Origin of the sequence: Citrobacter sp. Cpo030 (genome assembly GCF_030333005.1) — a bacterium.
Taxonomy (GTDB): domain Bacteria; phylum Pseudomonadota; class Gammaproteobacteria; order Enterobacterales; family Enterobacteriaceae; genus Citrobacter; species Citrobacter portucalensis.
The window spans coordinates 129,735-147,115 of record NZ_JAOWGT010000074.1 but is presented as its reverse complement, the minus strand read 5'-3'; the positions used below and the strand labels follow the sequence as shown (position 1 = coordinate 147,115).

General features: G+C 52.6%; 20 protein-coding genes. 7 read left to right on the top strand and 13 right to left on the bottom strand.

Annotated features, from left to right (window positions below; all coding sequences use genetic code 11):
* Nucleotides 1–6: 6 nt before the first annotated feature.
* The 7 genes from OGY37_RS20020 to OGY37_RS19990 form a co-directional block, all read right to left on the bottom strand.
* Nucleotides 7–258, bottom strand: a complete 252-nt coding sequence (locus OGY37_RS20020) for an acyl carrier protein (RefSeq protein WP_003827536.1) — start codon at nucleotides 256–258, stop codon at nucleotides 7–9.
* A gap of 12 nt (nucleotides 259–270) precedes the next feature.
* Nucleotides 271–528, bottom strand: coding sequence for a phosphopantetheine-binding protein (locus OGY37_RS20015; RefSeq protein WP_003827537.1), 258 nt, complete (start codon nucleotides 526–528; stop codon nucleotides 271–273).
* The gene (locus tag OGY37_RS20010) at nucleotides 509–1,324 is read right to left on the bottom strand and encodes a lysophospholipid acyltransferase family protein (protein ID WP_003827538.1); all 816 of its coding nucleotides are present in this window, start codon (nucleotides 1,322–1,324) and stop codon (nucleotides 509–511) included. Before OGY37_RS20010 ends, OGY37_RS20015 begins: the two co-directional genes overlap by 20 nt.
* Nucleotides 1,321–2,043, bottom strand: coding sequence for a beta-ketoacyl synthase chain length factor (locus tag OGY37_RS20005; protein ID WP_003827539.1), 723 nt, complete (start codon nucleotides 2,041–2,043; stop codon nucleotides 1,321–1,323). Before OGY37_RS20005 ends, OGY37_RS20010 begins: the two co-directional genes overlap by 4 nt.
* 40 nt (nucleotides 2,044–2,083) lie before the next feature.
* Nucleotides 2,084–3,145: a class I SAM-dependent methyltransferase gene (locus tag OGY37_RS20000; protein ID WP_198579423.1), complete on the bottom strand. Its 1,062-nt coding sequence runs from the start codon at nucleotides 3,143–3,145 to the stop codon at nucleotides 2,084–2,086.
* 68 nt (nucleotides 3,146–3,213) lie between these two features.
* Nucleotides 3,214–3,591 carry a hypothetical protein gene (locus tag OGY37_RS19995; RefSeq protein WP_122973906.1) on the bottom strand — a complete coding sequence of 126 codons (378 nt, stop codon included), beginning with the start codon at nucleotides 3,589–3,591 and terminating at the stop codon, nucleotides 3,214–3,216.
* A gap of 470 nt (nucleotides 3,592–4,061) precedes the next feature.
* On the bottom strand, nucleotides 4,062–5,108 hold the full coding sequence (locus OGY37_RS19990) for an AI-2E family transporter (protein ID WP_003827543.1): 1,047 nt from the start codon (nucleotides 5,106–5,108) through the stop codon (nucleotides 4,062–4,064).
* Nucleotides 5,109–5,241: 133 nt separating this feature from the next.
* Between OGY37_RS19990 and OGY37_RS19985 the strand changes: the two genes are divergently transcribed.
* Nucleotides 5,242–6,459, top strand: a complete 1,218-nt coding sequence (locus OGY37_RS19985; protein WP_003827545.1) for an MFS transporter — start codon at nucleotides 5,242–5,244, stop codon at nucleotides 6,457–6,459.
* A 3-nt stretch (nucleotides 6,460–6,462) separates the two neighbouring features.
* On the opposite strand, the gene OGY37_RS19980 is transcribed toward OGY37_RS19985, so the two are convergent.
* Nucleotides 6,463–7,020 carry a DcrB family lipoprotein gene (locus tag OGY37_RS19980; protein WP_003827547.1) on the bottom strand — a complete coding sequence of 186 codons (558 nt, stop codon included), beginning with the start codon at nucleotides 7,018–7,020 and terminating at the stop codon, nucleotides 6,463–6,465.
* A 72-nt stretch (nucleotides 7,021–7,092) separates the two neighbouring features.
* Nucleotides 7,093–7,758: a 7-cyano-7-deazaguanine/7-aminomethyl-7-deazaguanine transporter gene (locus OGY37_RS19975; RefSeq protein ID WP_003827549.1), complete on the bottom strand. Its 666-nt coding sequence runs from the start codon at nucleotides 7,756–7,758 to the stop codon at nucleotides 7,093–7,095.
* 168 nt (nucleotides 7,759–7,926) lie between these two features.
* Here OGY37_RS19975 and tusA point away from each other — a divergent pair, with 168 nt between their 5' ends.
* Nucleotides 7,927–8,172, top strand: a complete 246-nt coding sequence (gene tusA / locus OGY37_RS19970; RefSeq protein ID WP_003827551.1) for a sulfurtransferase TusA — start codon at nucleotides 7,927–7,929, stop codon at nucleotides 8,170–8,172.
* 98 nt (nucleotides 8,173–8,270) lie between these two features.
* Here the strand turns inward: tusA and zntA are convergent, their stop codons facing one another.
* Both zntA and OGY37_RS19960 read right to left on the bottom strand, forming a co-directional pair.
* Nucleotides 8,271–10,469 carry a Zn(II)/Cd(II)/Pb(II) translocating P-type ATPase ZntA gene (gene zntA / locus OGY37_RS19965; protein WP_286621670.1) on the bottom strand — a complete coding sequence of 733 codons (2,199 nt, stop codon included), beginning with the start codon at nucleotides 10,467–10,469 and terminating at the stop codon, nucleotides 8,271–8,273.
* Nucleotides 10,470–10,543: 74 nt separating this feature from the next.
* Complete coding sequence (locus OGY37_RS19960; protein ID WP_003827558.1) at nucleotides 10,544–11,170, bottom strand: lysoplasmalogenase; 627 nt, start codon at nucleotides 11,168–11,170, stop codon at nucleotides 10,544–10,546.
* 141 nt (nucleotides 11,171–11,311) lie between these two features.
* Here OGY37_RS19960 and OGY37_RS19955 point away from each other — a divergent pair, with 141 nt between their 5' ends.
* On the top strand, nucleotides 11,312–11,671 hold the full coding sequence (locus OGY37_RS19955) for a DUF2500 domain-containing protein (RefSeq protein ID WP_003827560.1): 360 nt from the start codon (nucleotides 11,312–11,314) through the stop codon (nucleotides 11,669–11,671).
* A 99-nt stretch (nucleotides 11,672–11,770) separates the two neighbouring features.
* On the opposite strand, the gene OGY37_RS19950 is transcribed toward OGY37_RS19955, so the two are convergent.
* Together OGY37_RS19950 and rsmD are read right to left on the bottom strand one after the other, a co-directional pair.
* A complete protein-coding gene (locus OGY37_RS19950; protein ID WP_003023415.1) occupies nucleotides 11,771–12,046 on the bottom strand; it encodes a DUF1145 family protein in 276 nt (91 codons plus the stop codon).
* Nucleotides 12,036–12,632: a 16S rRNA (guanine(966)-N(2))-methyltransferase gene (rsmD, locus tag OGY37_RS19945; RefSeq protein WP_003827565.1), complete on the bottom strand. Its 597-nt coding sequence runs from the start codon at nucleotides 12,630–12,632 to the stop codon at nucleotides 12,036–12,038. The genes OGY37_RS19950 and rsmD overlap by 11 nt, the downstream gene beginning before the upstream one ends.
* A 151-nt stretch (nucleotides 12,633–12,783) precedes the next feature.
* On the opposite strand from rsmD, the gene ftsY reads away from it, so the two are divergent.
* The 4 genes from ftsY to rpoH all read left to right on the top strand — a co-directional run bounded on the left by ftsY (nucleotide 12,784) and on the right by rpoH (nucleotide 17,157).
* Complete coding sequence (gene ftsY / locus OGY37_RS19940; RefSeq protein WP_286621667.1) at nucleotides 12,784–14,310, top strand: signal recognition particle-docking protein FtsY; 1,527 nt, start codon at nucleotides 12,784–12,786, stop codon at nucleotides 14,308–14,310.
* Nucleotides 14,311–14,312: 2 nt separating this feature from the next.
* Nucleotides 14,313–14,981 carry a cell division ATP-binding protein FtsE gene (gene ftsE, locus OGY37_RS19935; protein WP_003023420.1) on the top strand — a complete coding sequence of 223 codons (669 nt, stop codon included), beginning with the start codon at nucleotides 14,313–14,315 and terminating at the stop codon, nucleotides 14,979–14,981.
* Entirely contained in the window at nucleotides 14,974–16,032 is a 1,059-nt protein-coding gene (ftsX, locus tag OGY37_RS19930; RefSeq protein WP_003827568.1) for a permease-like cell division protein FtsX, read from the top strand. Before ftsE ends, ftsX begins: the two co-directional genes overlap by 8 nt.
* A gap of 270 nt (nucleotides 16,033–16,302) precedes the next feature.
* Nucleotides 16,303–17,157 (top strand): RNA polymerase sigma factor RpoH, encoded by an 855-nt coding sequence (gene rpoH / locus OGY37_RS19925; RefSeq protein ID WP_003023425.1) that lies wholly within the window; start codon nucleotides 16,303–16,305, stop codon nucleotides 17,155–17,157.
* The last annotated feature ends 224 nt before the right edge of the window (nucleotides 17,158–17,381 follow it).

Here is a 17,381-nt window from a genome sequence, read left to right as displayed (position 1 = left end):
GGAGAATTACGCTTCTTTGAGAAGGCGTTCTACCGCATCGACGACATCTTGTACGGTGCGTACTGCTTTGAACTCTTCCGGCTTGATTTTCTTACCGGTTTTCTTTTGCAGATGCACGATCATGTCGACGGCATCGATGCTATCGAGTTCCAAATCTTCGTACAGGCGCGCCTCAGGCTTGATATCTTGCGGATCAACTTCAAACAGCTTGACCAGCAGCGAGGAAACTTCAGCGTAAATGGCTTTTTGTTCGGTCATAACGGACTATCCTCAGGCACGTTGCGCGTGAATGAAAGATGCCAGCGTGGCGACGGAGAAGAAGTGCTGACGCATTTCTTCGCTCTCTGCTGAGAGGATCACGCCATACTCGTTTTTCACCGCCAGACCCAGCTCCAGGGCATCGATTGAGTCCAGACCTAAGCCATCGCCAAAGAGTGCCGCTTCGGTTTCAATATCATCAGCTGTCAGTTCGTCGAGATTCAATGTCGTTATAATGAGATTTTTGATTTCAAGATAAAGCGCTTGCATCATTAATTCCTGAAAGAGGTAAAGTACCTGGTTGTAATTGAAGCAAAAGATGCCGGTTCAACTGCCTTGCGGCCAGCGCCGGTTCTTGTGAGTTTGCGTCGTAAAATTGGTCGATCTTAACCCGTTCGTGTACTGAAATGGTAAACATCGGTTTTACAGATGGGACGTTGTACCATTGGCTTTCTTTATCCAGCATTTGTTCGCTGCAGTTAATAGTCACTATGCGTAAATCACTGCTGCAGCGCACGGCGATATTTGCTGCACCACGCTGTAACGTCATTGCTTCTCCGGGGCGTGTACGGGTTCCCTCGGGGAAAATTAAAATGGTATCGCCTTGCTCCAGACGTTGCTGGCAAGCGGGCAATAGCGCATCAGCCTGGCTGTTAATCAGATAATCTGCGGCCCGGACTACGCCGCCGAGAAAAGGATTTTTTAGTAGTGCACTTTTCACCAGACAGTCGGTTTCTGGCATGACCGAGGCCAGTAGGACATAGTCGATGAGCGTCGGGTGGTTGGCGACGACAAGACACCCTTGTTCGTTGCGTAAAATGTCTCGTCCTTCAATTTGGTAATCCAGCACGCCTAGCCGCTTCGCCACGGTTAAGAAGAGACGAAAACTGGCAGCGATACTGCGTCTGGCGATACGCCGACGTCGGGCTTTATCCCATACCGCGATCAGCAGGACGTTAAACCAAATCGTAGACAGGAGGAGCCCGCCGAGGCCAAACAGGGCAAAGCAAAAACCGGTCATCACCAGTCGCCATACCCGGTTAAGCCGCAGGATCATCGTGCTCATCCCTGACTCCACTGCCACTGTACGCGTTCGCCAGGCAGGGTAAACGCCCTGGCATCTTGTAAGTAATGTTGTAAAAACAACAGGCTTTGCGGCAATGTTGTCTCGCTCTGTGCGCTGTGTGGACGGGTTTCACATTGCCAGCTATCACCGGATTCAATAACCAGCGCGACGGCAAACGGCCATGTTGGCATGTCTGGTGGTAACTGTGGGTGATAAAACTCGGGCAGAAAACCGTCGAAATCGACCATCAATACGCGCTGATATCCCGCCTGCAACAGCCCGATGACTTCGCATAACCCCTGCTGGAATGTATCCCTGCCAGCAGAAAGCGAGGAGGAGACAATCGGTTTTTTCGCGGCGATGGTCAGGTTACCCACAGCAGAGTTATGGACAGAGAGGGCGAAATCGGTCGGTGAGAGTGCCTGCTCAGTCGCGAGAGCGTGCAGGATCCTGTAGTTACGCTCCAGTTCACCATGGCGGCTGGTATACAAAACGGCATTGATATCATGACGACGTAACATCGCCAGACCGCAATCGACGGCCAGTTTGCTGCCGGAACTGAGGCGGCGAGCTGTCATCATCGGTAACTCATTGAGCTTAGCCAACGGCGCGGTGGGATCGATGGCGTGCGAAAGCCGTGACCATTCATGCCACTGTTCTGTTTCGCTTAACCCAGGCGCCCTGGCCTGCCAGTCGATAATATTGAAAGCAAATTTCATCAACGCGTATCCGCGGTAAATCGGTTGTTCCGATTGTTTCTTATTTTTTCTTCTGACATATCAATAAAGTATGCCCAACACCTAAGTTATCGTGGCGTTCATCTACCTGAAAACCTGCCTGATTCAGATAGTGATAAAACTTCTCTACGCTGTAGAAACGGCTGTTGCCATTCGCCATACAGGTAAAATAAAGCGAAGACGCATTCAGGCTAAATGAGGCCGCCTCAAATTTTTGGGCATCCCAAAACAGCTCCATAATGCACAGCTTCGCGCCTGGCTTCATCACCCGAGCAACGTTGCTTAGCATAGCGATAATTTGTTCCGGGGAAAAACAGTCCAGGAATTGACTCATCCACCAGATATCAGCGCCGCCAGGTAAAGGCGAGTCGCTAAGCATATCCACAGCATGGAAATTTATGCGATGAGATAATCCTGCATTTTCTATATTTTCGCGGGCAAGTGCAATTTGTTGCGGCAAATCTAAGAGGGTGACTGTAATATTGTCATCATGTTGACAACAACGTAATGCCCATTTTCCGGTATTTCCGCCGACATCGTACAGGGTTGCAGGGGCGCTGGCGAATACATATGGCAATGCGGCATCAAATGCGCCATCTGAATAGTAATGATCAAAAGCAAACCAACTTTCACGCGCAGCCAGCGGTAATTGTGATAGCGCAGGATAGATTGTTGGCCAGTCGCCAAAAATTTTTAGTCCCGCGGGTTTTCCATCTTTCAACGCATTTTCAAGATAGAACAATCCTTGGTAGCAAACATCCTGAGTGAAGTCCATATTCACGCGCGTCATCGTGTCATGTAAAAGAAAATGACCGACTTTAGCGAGGTAATAATATCCTTCTTTGTGGGTAATGATTCGCCCACTTAACCCCATATCCAACAGGATGCTGGCGGCATATTCGTTGATGGTGCTGTTTTCGGTAATTTCGTCGAGCGTGGCGCCGCGTTTACCTTGCTTGTCTAGCCAGGTGAGTACTCCCGCATTTCGCAGACACAACGCGGTTTGAAAAAGCATAGGGGCAAAGGCGATACGTTGTGCTTCAGTAATGGCATCCAGTGCGCTAAGCGAATCCTGTTCGTACATGTGGGGACAACCTGTTAAATGGCAGATAATAAGAGTATCGGGCCTTTTCGGCCCGACTTTAGGCATAATTACAGATTGGCACCGGCTGACAGATTAAGCTGGATGTCTTTATCCAGATTGCGTACCCAGCGGTTATAGTTTTTGTGAATTTTTCCACCAGAGGCCTGCAGGTTGAGGCTGCTGTCGTATTTGATGTCATAGCTGGTGGCGGTATATGTGATACGGACTTCAGCCACATGATCGCGGGTTTGTTGGCGAGCTTTAATAACACCTGGTCCGGCTTCAGACATGACCCATTGGCGTTGAATGCCGGCTTTCAGGATCGCGGTTTTAACCTGGTCCTGAGTATGTCCCGCGCTCACACTGGTGTGAACTTGATCAATCGGCGCAGTACGTGCGCAACCCGCCAGAGCACCGACAACGGCAATGGCCGCAAACCACTTAATATACTGTTTCATTAAAGCTCCCTATCAAAGTACCGTTTATACGTGTTAAATAATAAACTCCGAAATCATGGGCACCTTGTATTGCCTATGATTATATTTAAGCTAAATTAGCATTTTATTTCATATGATTGGTAGCAAGGTAATGAGATGACCGGATAGTAATACCCCAGGACTTTCTTCAACGGAAATTTTTCAGCATCATCATTGGCGAGAAGTATAGATTTTTAGAGAAAATGTATCAAATAAAATAACCTTTAAAGATAAGTAGATAGTTTACGTTAAATGCTTTGGGGGGATTCATTTTTTTTATGCGTTTTGGCAAAGAAACCATCATCTTGGCTTATGTATTTTCTTTATAAAGAATGAAATCCCTTTCACTCTTTATTTAAGATAAGCTTCTATATATAACTACGTTGGCGTCATTTTAACGGTCATATAAAAATATAAAAACTACCTCGGTTGGTAGTTTTTCAGGGAAGCCGACTTTTGGGTCTGCCTGGCCCCAGCAAAATGGCCAGTTTGCTGCCGCCTGTGGTCGTTTCCATCCAGATTTTACATACGCTGGTTAACGGCACGGAGAGCAACATGCCGACCGGACCGAGCAGCCATCCCCATACCAACAGAGAGAGGAAGACGATTAGCGTCGATAATCCCAGCCGATGCCCCATCATTCGGGGTTCGAGAATGTTGCCAATCACCATATGCACCACCAGAAACAGTGCGCCAACCAGCACGCATTCGTAAATGCCATTAAATAGCAGTGCCTGGATCATGGGCGGGACGGCGGAAATGACCGAGCCAATGTTGGGCACGTAGTTCAACAGGAATGCCAGTACACCCCACATCAGAGCAAACTGAATCCCCATCAGTGCCAGTCCCAGCCAGATTATGGCACCGGTCCATAAGCTGAGCAGCGTTTTCAGCGCCAGATAGTGTGACACGCCCTTCAGCGCCCGATGTAGCCCCGCAATGTGGATTTGCGGATTATTCAACGCAAAACGCATCTTATAGGGGACATGACGCACTTCAAACAGCATAAAAACTACCGTCATCACCAGCAGAAAGACGCTGGCCATGGCACCAGAAAGACTCGTCATCAGCGTGGTTGTGAAGGTCATCAGCTTGTCAGAGTCCATGCGTTGCAGCATGCGCTCCGGGGACATATGCAGATTCAGAAAAGGCACCATCTCTTGCAAATACAGAACCTTGCGCGTTAGCTCCTTATTGTATTTTGGCAGCAGGTCCATGAATTCAGTGATTGATGACGCCAGCACGCCAACCAACGCCGTAAGAACGATCAGCATCACCACCACGACTAAGGTAATAGCGATTGGGCGACCGACTCCCCGGCGGATAAACCAGGTGACAAGTGGATTCAATACAATGGCAAAAAAGAGGGCCAGCAGCAGCTGCACAATGATATCCGCCGCAGCATGGATACCTGCGAGGATCACCACCAGAGCGGCCAGTTTGAGCAAAATGTGCAAACCCGTTTTATCGGGCTGGGTGGTTATCATGTCTTCTTCCTGTTTGCGTTTTTGCATTAAGTGTAGCGGCTGGCTTGCGACTGATATTCCTAAACTGGCTACTGATTTCTGCTCTGCAACATGGTAGAAATGAAACACTGTTGTGAAAACGTGGTGACCCTCCATGCCCGAACCCGTCGCTGAACCGACGCTTAGCGGTTTACGCCTGAACCTGCGTATTGTTTCTGTGGTGATGTTTAACTTCGCCAGCTACCTGACCATCGGCCTGCCGCTCGCGGTGTTGCCTGGCTACGTCCATGATGTAATGGGATTTAGCGCTTTCTGGGCTGGGCTGGTCATCAGCCTGCAATATTTCGCTACGCTGCTGAGCCGTCCGCATGCCGGTCGCTATGCCGATCTGCTAGGGCCAAAGAAAATTGTGGTATTTGGGCTGTGTGGCTGCTTTTTAAGTGGCCTGGGCTATTTACTGGCGGGATCAACGAACGGCTGGCCGTTGGCCAGTTTGCTGCTGCTATGTCTGGGGCGCGTGATTCTCGGGATCGGGCAAAGCTTTGCCGGGACCGGCTCTACGCTGTGGGGCGTGGGGGTGGTTGGCTCAATGCACATCGGACGGGTGATTTCCTGGAATGGCATCGTGACCTATGGCGCGATGGCGATAGGCGCGCCGCTGGGTGTTCTGTTTTATGCCTGGGGTGGCTTACAGGGGCTGGCGCTGACCGTGATGGGCGTGGCGCTGTTGGCAATCCTGCTGGCGCTCCCTCGTCCGGCGGTGAAGGCCAGCAAAGGCAAACCGTTGCCATTTCGCGCGGTGCTTGGGCGCGTCTGGTTGTACGGCATGGCGCTGGCCCTGGCCTCCGCTGGATTTGGGGTAATCGCTACCTTCATTACCTTGTTCTATGATGCCAAAGGCTGGGATGGCGCCGCATTCGCGCTGACGCTTTTTAGCTGCACGTTTGTCGGTACTCGTTTGTTGTTCCCAAATGGTATCAACCGCTTAGGCGGGCTGAATGTGGCGATGATCTGCTTTAGCGTCGAGATTGTCGGGCTGTTACTGGTCGGGATGGCTTCGATGCCGTGGATGGCGAAAATCGGCGTTCTGCTGGCCGGGGCTGGGTTCTCACTGGTTTTCCCGGCGCTGGGCGTGGTGGCGGTAAAAGCCGTTCCTCAGCAAAATCAGGGCGCTGCGCTGGCAACCTACACGGTGTTTATGGATTTATCGCTGGGGGTTACCGGGCCGCTGGCCGGGCTGGTCATGACGTGGGCGGGTGTGCCGGTTATCTATCTGGCGGCGGCAGGGCTGGTAGCGGTGGCGTTATTGCTGACCTGGCGGTTAAAAAAACGGCCTCAGGTGGTGTCACCGGAGGCCGCGTCATCGTCTTAACCGTTACTGGATAACCAGCGTGTTAATGATGTTTTCTGCGGTAGTCTGCGCTTTTTGCTGATCGTCAGCAGGCAGCGTGATTTGCAGCGTCAGCAGTTGGTTGTCCACTTTACCCAACACCACGGAAGAGTATGCGGTCTGGCCTTTGGCCGAGATGATGCTGTCTAACTGCTGCAGCGTGTGGCCTTTCAACTCAATAGATTTATTGGTGACGACCTGCAGCTGAGGGTCACGGCTACGCTGCTGATCTTCCAGACGTTTTGCCAGCACAGCCAGATCTTCGTTGGTGTTGTCGCCAACAATCACAATCACCGCTTTCTGGCCGGTTGCGTCAGAATATACGTGCATATTGTTCGCCTGGGTGCCTAGCTTGCCGCTCTGATCGGTCATATCAGCTGGCAGGGAAAAACTGAGTTTGCCGTCCAGCAGGCTGACCGGTTGTCCGGTGGCGTTACTTTCTGCGGCAGCACCCTCGGCTGGCGCTTTTGTATCGCTATTATCACAGGCCGCAAGCCCCATAACCAGCAGGCCAATACCGACATATTTAACCAGATTGCGCATTGACTTCTTCCTTTCGATAAACGGCCATAACGGCTCATTCGTCCATCTTATCACAACTCGGAAAATGAACCTTTAACTCGTCTGCAATGCAGAGATTTCAGATTTATCTGCCAGCCTTTTCAGTAACATATTCAGCAGCACGCCATACATTGGCAGGAAGAAAATAATGCTGATCAGCACTTTGAAGCAGTAATCGACCAGTGCGATTTCCATCCAGTGCTCGGCCATAAAGGCATCCGGGCTGCGCCAGAAGGCGATAAAGAAGAAGGCCAACGTATCGCTGATATTGCCAAACAGCGTGGACGCCGTCGGTGCCAGCCACCAGCGACGGTTCTGACGCAGGCGGTTAAAGACATGCACATCCAGAATTTGTCCCAGCGCGTAAGCCATAAAGCTGGCAGCGGCGATACGGGCGACAAACAGATTAAAGTGCAGCAGTGCGCCGAATCCTTGCCACGATCCCATATAGAACAGTGATGAAACGACATAGGAGATCAGCAGCGCGGGGATCATAACCGCAAAGATGATACGTCGAGCCAGCGGCGCGCCAAAAATACGCACGGTCAGGTCGGTCGCGAGGAAAATAAACGGAAAGCTAAACGCGCCCCATGTGGTATGGAAACCAAAAATGGAGATTGGAAGCTGCACCAGATAGTTGCTGGAGGTGATCACCAGTAGATGAAATAGCGATAGCCAGAACAACGCTTTTACGCGCTGAGTTTGTGTAAACGGAGTCATATTGTGACCTTTTTGTTGGATGGGGTGAGGGAACCCAATAAAAAACCGTCGCATGATACTGCTTTAAGAGCACATTGCAATGGTTGTTTTTCACGCAATCGTTAACCTGATTGGCTTACGCCACAACAGAGCGTAAAATAACGCCGTTTTTGTATGAATGAGACGACGATGAGCGACCTGTTTACTTCCCCCGACCATACTCTTGATGCCCAGGGGCTGCGCTGCCCGGAACCGGTAATGATGGTGCGTAAAACCGTACGCGGCATGCAGGCCGGTGAAACGCTGCTGATTGTCGCCGACGATCCGGCAACAACCCGCGATATTCCTGGCTTCTGTACCTTTATGGAACATGAGTTGGTGGCCAAAGAGACCGACTCGCTGCCGTACCGCTATCTGGTGCGCAAAGGCCAGTAATCTTGTTATGCCGGATGGCGCTAACGCTTCTCCGGCCTATAAAGACTGAGTAACCTGTAGGCCTGATAAGCGAAGCGCCATCAGGCGAGAAACAGGCACTACCCTTTACGCAACAACCGCAGCGCGTTCGCGGTCACCAGCACCGTTGCCCCCGTATCCGCCAGCACCGCCAGCCACAATCCGGTTATCCCGAGCAGCGTGGTGACGAGGAAAATCCCTTTCAGACCCAGCGCAATCGCAATGTTCTGGCGAATATTGGCATGGGTAGCCCGCGCCAGCTGAATCATTTGCACCAGACCACGCAGGCGGTTGTGGGTCAGGGCTGCATCGGCGGTTTCCAGCGCGACGTCGGTCCCGCTTCCCATCGCAATGCCGATGGTAGCCGCTTTCATTGCCGGGGCGTCGTTGATGCCGTCGCCCACCATCGCCAGCGGCGACTGTTGGTTAAGATGGGTAACGGCCTGCACCTTATCTTCCGGCAAGAGTCCCGCTTTGAATTCGAGGCCCAGTTCACCGGCAATGGCGGCCGCCGCACGCGGGTTATCGCCGGTCAGGATCACGCCTTTCACGCCAATCTGATTAAGCTCGCTGATGGCGCTGCGAGCGTCATCGCGCAGCGTGTCCTGTAGGGCCAGCACGCCGAGAACGGCATTGTTACGTAGCACCAGCACCACCGTTTGGCCCGCGCTTTCCAGCTCGCTAATCTGTCCGGCAAAGGCGTCGGCAGGCTGTTTGCCTGCGGCGCAAATTAGCACGCGCTCGCCGTCGACCAGCGCTTCAATTCCAGAGCCAACCAGCGCCCGTTGCTCTTTTGCGACAGGAATAGTCAGTTCGCGCGTTTGCGCTTCCCGAACAATTGCTTGTGCCAGCGGGTGCGTCGCGCCTTGCTCTACCGCTGCCGCCAGTGCCAGCAGTTCAGCCTCACCAATACCGCTTGCCGGATGAATCGCCGTGACGCGTGGTTTACCGACGGTCAGGGTGCCGGTTTTATCAAACGCCACCTGCGTAACTCTACCTAACTGTTCCAGCGCGGCCCCGCCTTTGATTAACGCCCCACGACGCGCCGCGGCGGCCAGACCAGAGGTAATGGCTGCGGGCGTTGAAATCACCAATGCACAAGGGCAGCCAATCAGCAGCAGCGTCAGCCCTTTATAAATCCACTCCTGCCAGGATGCGGCAAACAGCAGTGGCGGTACGAGGGTGACCAGCAGCGCAACCGCCATAATGGCTGGAGTGTAAATCCGGCTGAAACGGTCAATAAAGCGCTCAATGGGAGCGCGGCGTTCTTCCGCTTCTTCAATTAGCTTCAGAATACGGTCAATGGCGCTGGCACCCGGTTCTGAGAGCACTTCCAGCGTTACCAGACGATCCACGCTGGTGGCACCCGCCGGGACTTTCTCGCCGGTGGCGCGTTCAACCGGGATCGATTCGCCGGTCAGGGCGCTCTCATCAAAGCTGGCAAAGCCGGAGACCAGTTTGCCATCGGCAGGTAAACGCCCACCCGCGGCAACTTCAATAACATCGCCAGGGCGGAGGGTATTGATAGCCACCTCTTCGCGCTCGCCGTTACGCAGGCGTGTGGCGGTTTCCGGTTTGAGCGCCATCAGTGCGCTGACACCTTTACGGGCGCGGCTGGCGGCCCAACCTTCCAGACGCTCGCCAATTAAAAACAGCAGCAGCACCATAGCGGCTTCCGCCGTCGCGCCGATAAACAGTGCGCCAATGGCGGCGACGCTCATCAACGTTTCAATGGCAAAGTAGCTGCCGGTTTTCATCAGACGCAGGGCCTGACGGGCAATGGGATACAGGCCGACCAGCGTGGTGGCGATAAACGCTATCTGACCGAAGGGGTGATTGAACTGCTCCAGCCCCCAGCTAATCGCCATCATGATAATCAGCGAAATCAGCGGCAGGTTTTCTTTAAAACGTGACTCGGGGGCGGCGTCCGTCGCGTGCTCATCGCGCAGGGTATAGCCTGCTTTTTGCACCGCGTTTTCAACTTGCTGGCGGATATCGGAACCGGCATCGACCACCAGTTTTTCAGTGGCGAACAGAACCTGGACCTGGTTGACGCCGCTGACCTGGCGGACTGCATTCTCTACTTTGCGGGCGCAAGCTGCACAGTCCATGCCCGCCACTTTCCAGGAATAGCGGGTACCTATTACGGTATCGGATACGGTTGGTGTTGTGGAGCAGCTTCCTTCGCAGCAGCAGTCATCCACCTTTTGTGGCGCAGGCGCTGGCTTGAAAGAAGAGAATTGTGGGACTTTTTTGCCACGGGTATCGGGTGTCGACATGGCATCCTCCGGTTGATAATCATTTCGTATTAACCGGAGGATACACTCTGGAGTCGACTCCAGAGTCAAGCGTTTTAAAGATACAACGAACGAACAATCAGGAAATGCCCGGCGAAGTAGCAGGCGGCGGCAATGGCGTTATCGGCGCGGAAGCGGCGACGGTAATGGCTACCCAGCCAGACAATGTTGCCGATGAACAGGAGGGATGCGCCCATAAATGCCGACAGCGCCGGGGCGGTCGGTCGAAAGAACCACAGCTCACCGGCCATCCAGACCATCATCAGCGTGATGCCGATGAAGGTGCAGATAGCGACACGCAGCTCTTCCAGACGCGTCCAGATCACGGCGATCAGCAACGCCCCCAGCACTACCAGCACCAACGGCAAAGGCCAGAAGAACGACAGCGTCATTTGGCTGGCGAAGTAAATGGTATACAGCAGATGCGACAGGAAGAATGCTCCCACGGCGTACAGCAGGCGTTGGCGCGGTAACAGCGTCAGCGCATCGCCCAGCAGCGAGGCAAGCAGGCCAGCCAGCACCAGATAGCTGATAGCGTTAAACATTGGCGCCTGCCAGGCCAGCAGTGCCAGCAGGAGTAACGTCAGGGGCTTAAAGACCCAGCGTTGCCAGGCAGGTCCACGATAGGAAGCATCCACGAACAACCATGCGGAAAGACAGACAGCGATAAACGACCAAAGCATCTTAGTTCCTTGAATTCGTTATTTTTTCGTAAGCGGGGTGCTCACGGCTCTACTGTCCAGTGTAGAGGTCGACACAGCCAGATGACAACACCATAACAGGCGATGTATGCTTATTTCCGCATTTTCTGATGGGTTAATAATATGAGCAAGCCACCACTTTTTTTCATTGTTATCATTGTCTTAATCGTTATCGCTGCGTCGTTTCGCTTTGTTCAGCAGCGGCGAGAAAAAGCCGATAATGATACGGCACCGCTGATGCAAAAGCAGGTGGTGGTAAGTAACAAACGGGAAAAACCGCTTAACGATCGGCGATCCCGCCAGCAGGAAGTGAGCCCGGCAGGTACCAGCATGCGCTATGAAGCCAGCTTTAAGCCACAAAACGGGGGGATGGAGCAGACGTTTCGTCTTGATGCGCAGCAGTACCACGCGTTAACGGTCGGGGATAAAGGCACGCTGAGTTACAAAGGTTCGCGATTTGTTGATTTTACGCTTGAACGCTAAGGTGTCATCTGACTGATGCCGGATGGCGGCTTACGCCTTATCCGGCCTACAGATTTTTCGCCCCGGCCCGCAACGTGCCGCCGGGCGAAAAGATCACAGCTACTTCTTCAACTGATCTTTAATCTTCTTCTGCCACACCAGTAGCTCAAAGACGCCGAACAGAAAAATACGGATTTTCTCTCCGTTGGTCATCTGCGGGCCATCTTTAGGCATGGTGCTTTTTAGCAGCGCCAGCTGCATGCCATGCATCAGCACCATAAATATCAGTGCGACGTTAACGAAGATGTTAAGCGGGCGTGGAAAGGGTTGGAAAATATTCAGTAGTAAAAATGCCCAGACGCACAGCATCAGCAGGCGTCCCAGGTTAATCAGCATCGTGCTCTCCTCGTGCTTCACGTTGGTACAGGCGATAGGCGACCTGTCCGGCGACTTTCTCACGGTATAGCGACCAGTTCACCGGAACCGGCGGTAAGCCGTTTTCTACTTCGCTTTCAACGTAAATATACGCTTCATTTGCCAGCCAGCCATGAGTTTCCAGAAGAGTTAATGTTTCTTCCAGTAATCCTTTGCGAAACGGCGGGTCAACAAATACCACGTTATGCGGCGTACCTGCCTGAGCCAAAAATGTCAGCGTATTGGTATTGACGACGCGGGCATGGGAGGCTTTTAGCGTGGCGAGATTCTTTTGTAGCTGCTGAGATACCGCGCGATCCATCTCCAGAAGCGTCGCATTTGCCGCATAGCGAGAGAGGGCTTCCAGCCCCAGCGCGCCGCTGCCGGCGAAGCAGTCCAGACAGTGAGCATCGACCATTACCGGGGCCAGCCAGTTAAACAATGTTTCGCGCACACGGTCGGTGGTCGGACGTAAGCCGGGGCTGTCCGGAACCGGGAGTTTACGGCCACGCCATTGCCCGCCAATAATGCGGATCTGGCCGCTACCAGAGTGATTCGGTTTTTTCATTTCTATTATTGCTCAATCCGCCTATAGCATGTCATTCCAGGCGGTGATGTGAGTTAAGTTAAGTGATAGACTATTTCATCATTTTTTTAGCTGCTATGTACATAGCGTTGACGCTGTGCCATGAAGCAACAGCGGGGGAGTGTAGTCGCAAATGGCGAAAGAGAAAAAACGTGGCTTTTTTTCCTGGCTGGGCTTTGGTCAAAAAGAGCAGGCACCGGAAAACGAGACAGAAGTAAAAAATGAAGAACAACAACCGGTTGCTGAAGAAACTACCGTCGTTGACGAACAGCCGCACGTCGAGGAAACCCGTAGCGAGGCTGAAACGCAAGCCTTTGCAGCTGAAGTCGTTGAAGTAACTGAACAGGTTGCGGAAATCGAAAAACTGCAGCCGGAAGAAGAACCTGTCGCCGAACAAGCGCAGCCGGAGATTGAGCCGGTTGCTGAATCCGTTGCTGAAACTGTAGTGGAAACGCCAGCTGCGGTGGTTATCGAACGCGAAGAATTGCCGCTGCCGGAAGAGGTGAAAACCGAAGAAGTTACTGCCGAAGAGTGGCAGGCCGAAGCGGAAACCGTGGAAATCGTTGAGGCGGCTGAAGAAGAAGCTGAAAACGAACCGCAGCTGACCGACGAAGAGCTGGAAGCACAGGCGCTGGCCGCTGAGGCTGCTGAAGAAGCGGTTATGGTGGTGCCGGCAGAAGAACCTGCTGTAGAAGAACCGGTAGAAGAAGAGGTGGTCCAGGAGCAGGAAAAACCAACCAAAGAAGGTTTCTTTGCGCGTCTGAAACGCAGCCTGCTGAAAACAAAAGAAAACCTCGGTTCCGGATTTATCAGTCTGTTCCGTGGTAAAAAAATCGACGATGATCTGTTTGAAGAGCTGGAAGAGCAGCTGCTGATCGCCGATGTGGGCGTAGAAACGACCCGCAAGATCATTGCGAATCTAACGGAAGGCGCAAGTCGCAAGCAGCTCAAAGATGCGGAAGCGCTGTACGGTCTGCTGAAAGAAGAGATGGGCGAGATTCTGGCGAAGGTTGACGAACCGCTGAATGTTGATGGCAAAACACCATTTGTTATCTTAATGGTAGGCGTCAACGGTGTGGGCAAAACCACCACTATCGGTAAGCTGGCGCGTCAGTTTGAGCAGCAGGGTAAATCGGTAATGCTGGCGGCGGGCGATACTTTCCGTGCGGCGGCGGTAGAACAGCTGCAGGTCTGGGGTCAGCGTAACAATATCCCGGTGATTGCTCAGCATACCGGTGCAGATTCCGCGTCCGTTATCTTTGATGCCATCCAGGCGGCGAAGGCGCGTAACGTAGACGTGCTGATCGCGGATACCGCAGGGCGTTTGCAGAATAAATCGCACCTGATGGAAGAATTGAAAAAAATCGTTCGCGTCATGAAGAAGCTGGACGAAGATGCGCCGCATGAAGTTATGCTGACTATCGACGCCAGCACCGGGCAGAATGCGATAAGCCAGGCCAAACTGTTCCATGAAGCGGTGGGCTTAACCGGTATCACCCTGACCAAGCTGGACGGTACGGCGAAGGGCGGGGTTATCTTCTCGGTTGCCGATCAGTTTGGCATCCCTATCCGCTATATCGGTGTGGGCGAACGTATCGAGGATTTACGTCCGTTTAAAGCGGACGATTTTATAGAGGCACTTTTTGCCCGAGAGGATTAACAATGATTCGCTTTGAACATGTCAGCAAGGCCTATCTCGGTGGGAGACAAGCGCTGCAGGGAGTGACCTTCCATATGCAGCCTGGCGAGATGGCGTTTCTGACCGGCCACTCCGGCGCGGGGAAAAGTACCCTGCTGAAGCTGATTTGTGGAATTGAACGGCCCAGCGCCGGGAAAATCTACTTTAGCGGGCATGACATCAGCCGTTTGAAAAACCGTGAAGTGCCGTTTCTGCGTCGTCAGATTGGCATGATTTTTCAGGATCACCACCTGTTGATGGACAGAACCGTGTTTGACAACGTGGCAATCCCGCTGATCATCGCGGGTGCCAGCGGGGACGATATTCGTCGTCGCGTGTCAGCGGCGCTGGATAAGGTCGGACTGTTGGACAAAGCGAAAAACTTCCCGATTCAGCTCTCCGGCGGTGAACAACAACGCGTCGGCATCGCCCGCGCGGTGGTGAACAAACCTGCGGTGCTGCTGGCGGATGAACCAACGGGGAACCTGGATGACGCGCTGTCAGAAGGGATCCTTCGCCTGTTCGAAGAGTTTAACCGCGTCGGGGTCACGGTATTAATGGCCACGCACGATATTGGCCTGATCTCCCGTCGCTCCTATCGCCAAATGGTTCTGAGCGATGGACATCTGCATGGAGGCCTGGCGCATGAATAGACGTGACGCTATTAACCAAATCAAACAGTTCGGTGGCCGACTGGATCGCTTTCGTAAATCGGGCGGTGCGTCGGGTGACGGCGGTCGCAACGCGCCAAAGCGTGCGAAAGCCGCGCCAAAGCCGAATTCGCGTAAAACCAATGTCTTTAACGAGCAGGTACGTTATGCGTTTCAGGGCGCGTTACAGGACCTGAAAAGCAAGCCGCTGGCGACGTTTCTGACGGTGATGGTCATTGCCATCTCCCTGACGCTGCCAAGCGTGTGCTACATGGTTTATAAGAACGTAAACCATGCGGCAAGCCAGTATTATCCGTCTCCGCAGATCACCGTTTATCTGCAAAAAACGCTGGATGATGATGCGGCGGCGCGGGTGGTTGGTCAGTTGCAGGCCGAACAGGGCGTGGAGAAAGTGAATTATCTTTCCCGTGACGACGCGCTGGGCGAATTCCGTAACTGGTCTGGCTTTGGCGGCGCGCTGGATATGCTTGAAGAGAACCCGCTTCCGGCCGTGGCGGTTGTTATCCCGAAACTGGACTTTCAGGGTACGGAGTCGCTGAACACGCTGCGTGACCGCATCGCACAAATCAACGGTATTGATGAAGTGCGAATGGATGACAGCTGGTTCGCTCGCCTGGCGGCGCTGACGGGCCTTGTCGGACGCGTTTCCGCGATGATCGGCGTGCTGATGGTGGCGGCGGTCTTCCTCGTCATCGGTAACAGCGTGCGGCTGAGTATTTTTGCGCGTCGCGATACCATTAACGTGCAAAAACTGATTGGCGCGACGGATGGATTTATCCTGCGTCCGTTCCTCTACGGCGGTGCACTGCTCGGTTTTTCCGGTGCATTTCTTTCACTGATTTTGTCAGAAATTTTGGTGATGCGTCTGTCGTCAGCGGTGACTGAGGTGGCACAGGTATTTGGAACTAAGTTTGATATCAATGGCTTATCATTCGATGAGTGCCTGTTATTGCTGCTGGTGTGCTCAATGATTGGCTGGGTGGCAGCCTGGCTTGCCACGGTTCAACATTTACGCCACTTTACCCCCGATTAAAAAATCTCTGGTATAATCTTTCCCTGCACTGAGTAGTTCGCTCTGCAGGGAAAGAGTCCCTGTGATCTCTTCCCGGCGTATTCATTGTGATGTCACATTTTGTGCGTAATCTATACACATTACGACATGGAACTTGTGGATAAAATCACTGTCTGATAAAAGATTGAATGATATTCTCGTTGCTCATAAGCTCTGGCATGGTTGTTGCTACTGGTTTTTGTTAATTAGTTTTTAGCCAATGCGCCAGATGAAAAGATTGAGAGGATTTGAATGACCAAAGAAATGCAAAATTTAGCTTTAGCCCCTGTTGGTAACCTGGAATCTTACATCCGGGCTGCGAACGCGTGGCCGATGTTGTCGGCTGACGAGGAGCGGGCACTGGCTGAAAAGCTGCATTACCAGGGCGATCTGGAAGCAGCTAAAACGCTGATCCTGTCTCACCTGCGCTTTGTTGTTCATGTTGCTCGTAATTATGCGGGCTATGGCCTGCCGCAGGCGGATCTGATTCAGGAAGGTAATATCGGCCTGATGAAAGCCGTGCGCCGTTTCAACCCGGAAGTGGGTGTGCGCCTGGTTTCTTTCGCCGTGCATTGGATCAAAGCTGAGATCCACGAATACGTTCTGCGTAACTGGCGTATCGTTAAAGTCGCGACCACCAAAGCACAGCGTAAGCTGTTCTTTAACCTGCGTAAAACCAAGCAGCGTTTGGGCTGGTTTAACCAGGACGAAGTTGAAATGGTTGCTCGCGAGCTGGGTGTTTCCAGCAAAGACGTGCGCGAAATGGAATCCCGTATGGCGGCACAGGACATGACGTTTGACATGTCTTCAGACGATGAGTCTGACAGCCAGCCGATGGCCCCGGTGCTGTATCTGCAGGATAAATCTTCTAACTTTGCCGACGGCATTGAAGAAGATAACTGGGAAGATCAGGCCGCGAATAAACTGACCCACGCAATGGAAGGCCTGGACGAGCGCAGCCAGGATATCATTCGTGCCCGTTGGCTGGACGAAGACAACAAGTCGACGTTGCAGGAACTGGCCGATCGCTACGGTGTTTCCGCTGAACGTGTTCGTCAGCTTGAAAAGAACGCCATGAAAAAACTGCGTGCGGCGATCGAAGCGTAATTCTTCCAGCCGATCTGGAAATGCTGATAAACCCTGGATGAAAATCCGGGGTTTTTTGTTTTTATCTCTCCCCCTCTCTCCTGACGTTTAAGCTTTTTGTCATCAAGTTGTTATCTGCATGTCAAATTTAGCTATTCCAAAATAATAAAAATCGGGTATGTTTTAGCAGAGTATGCTGCTAAAGCACGGGTGGCTATCCAATAATCGAAATAAAGTGCTGAACA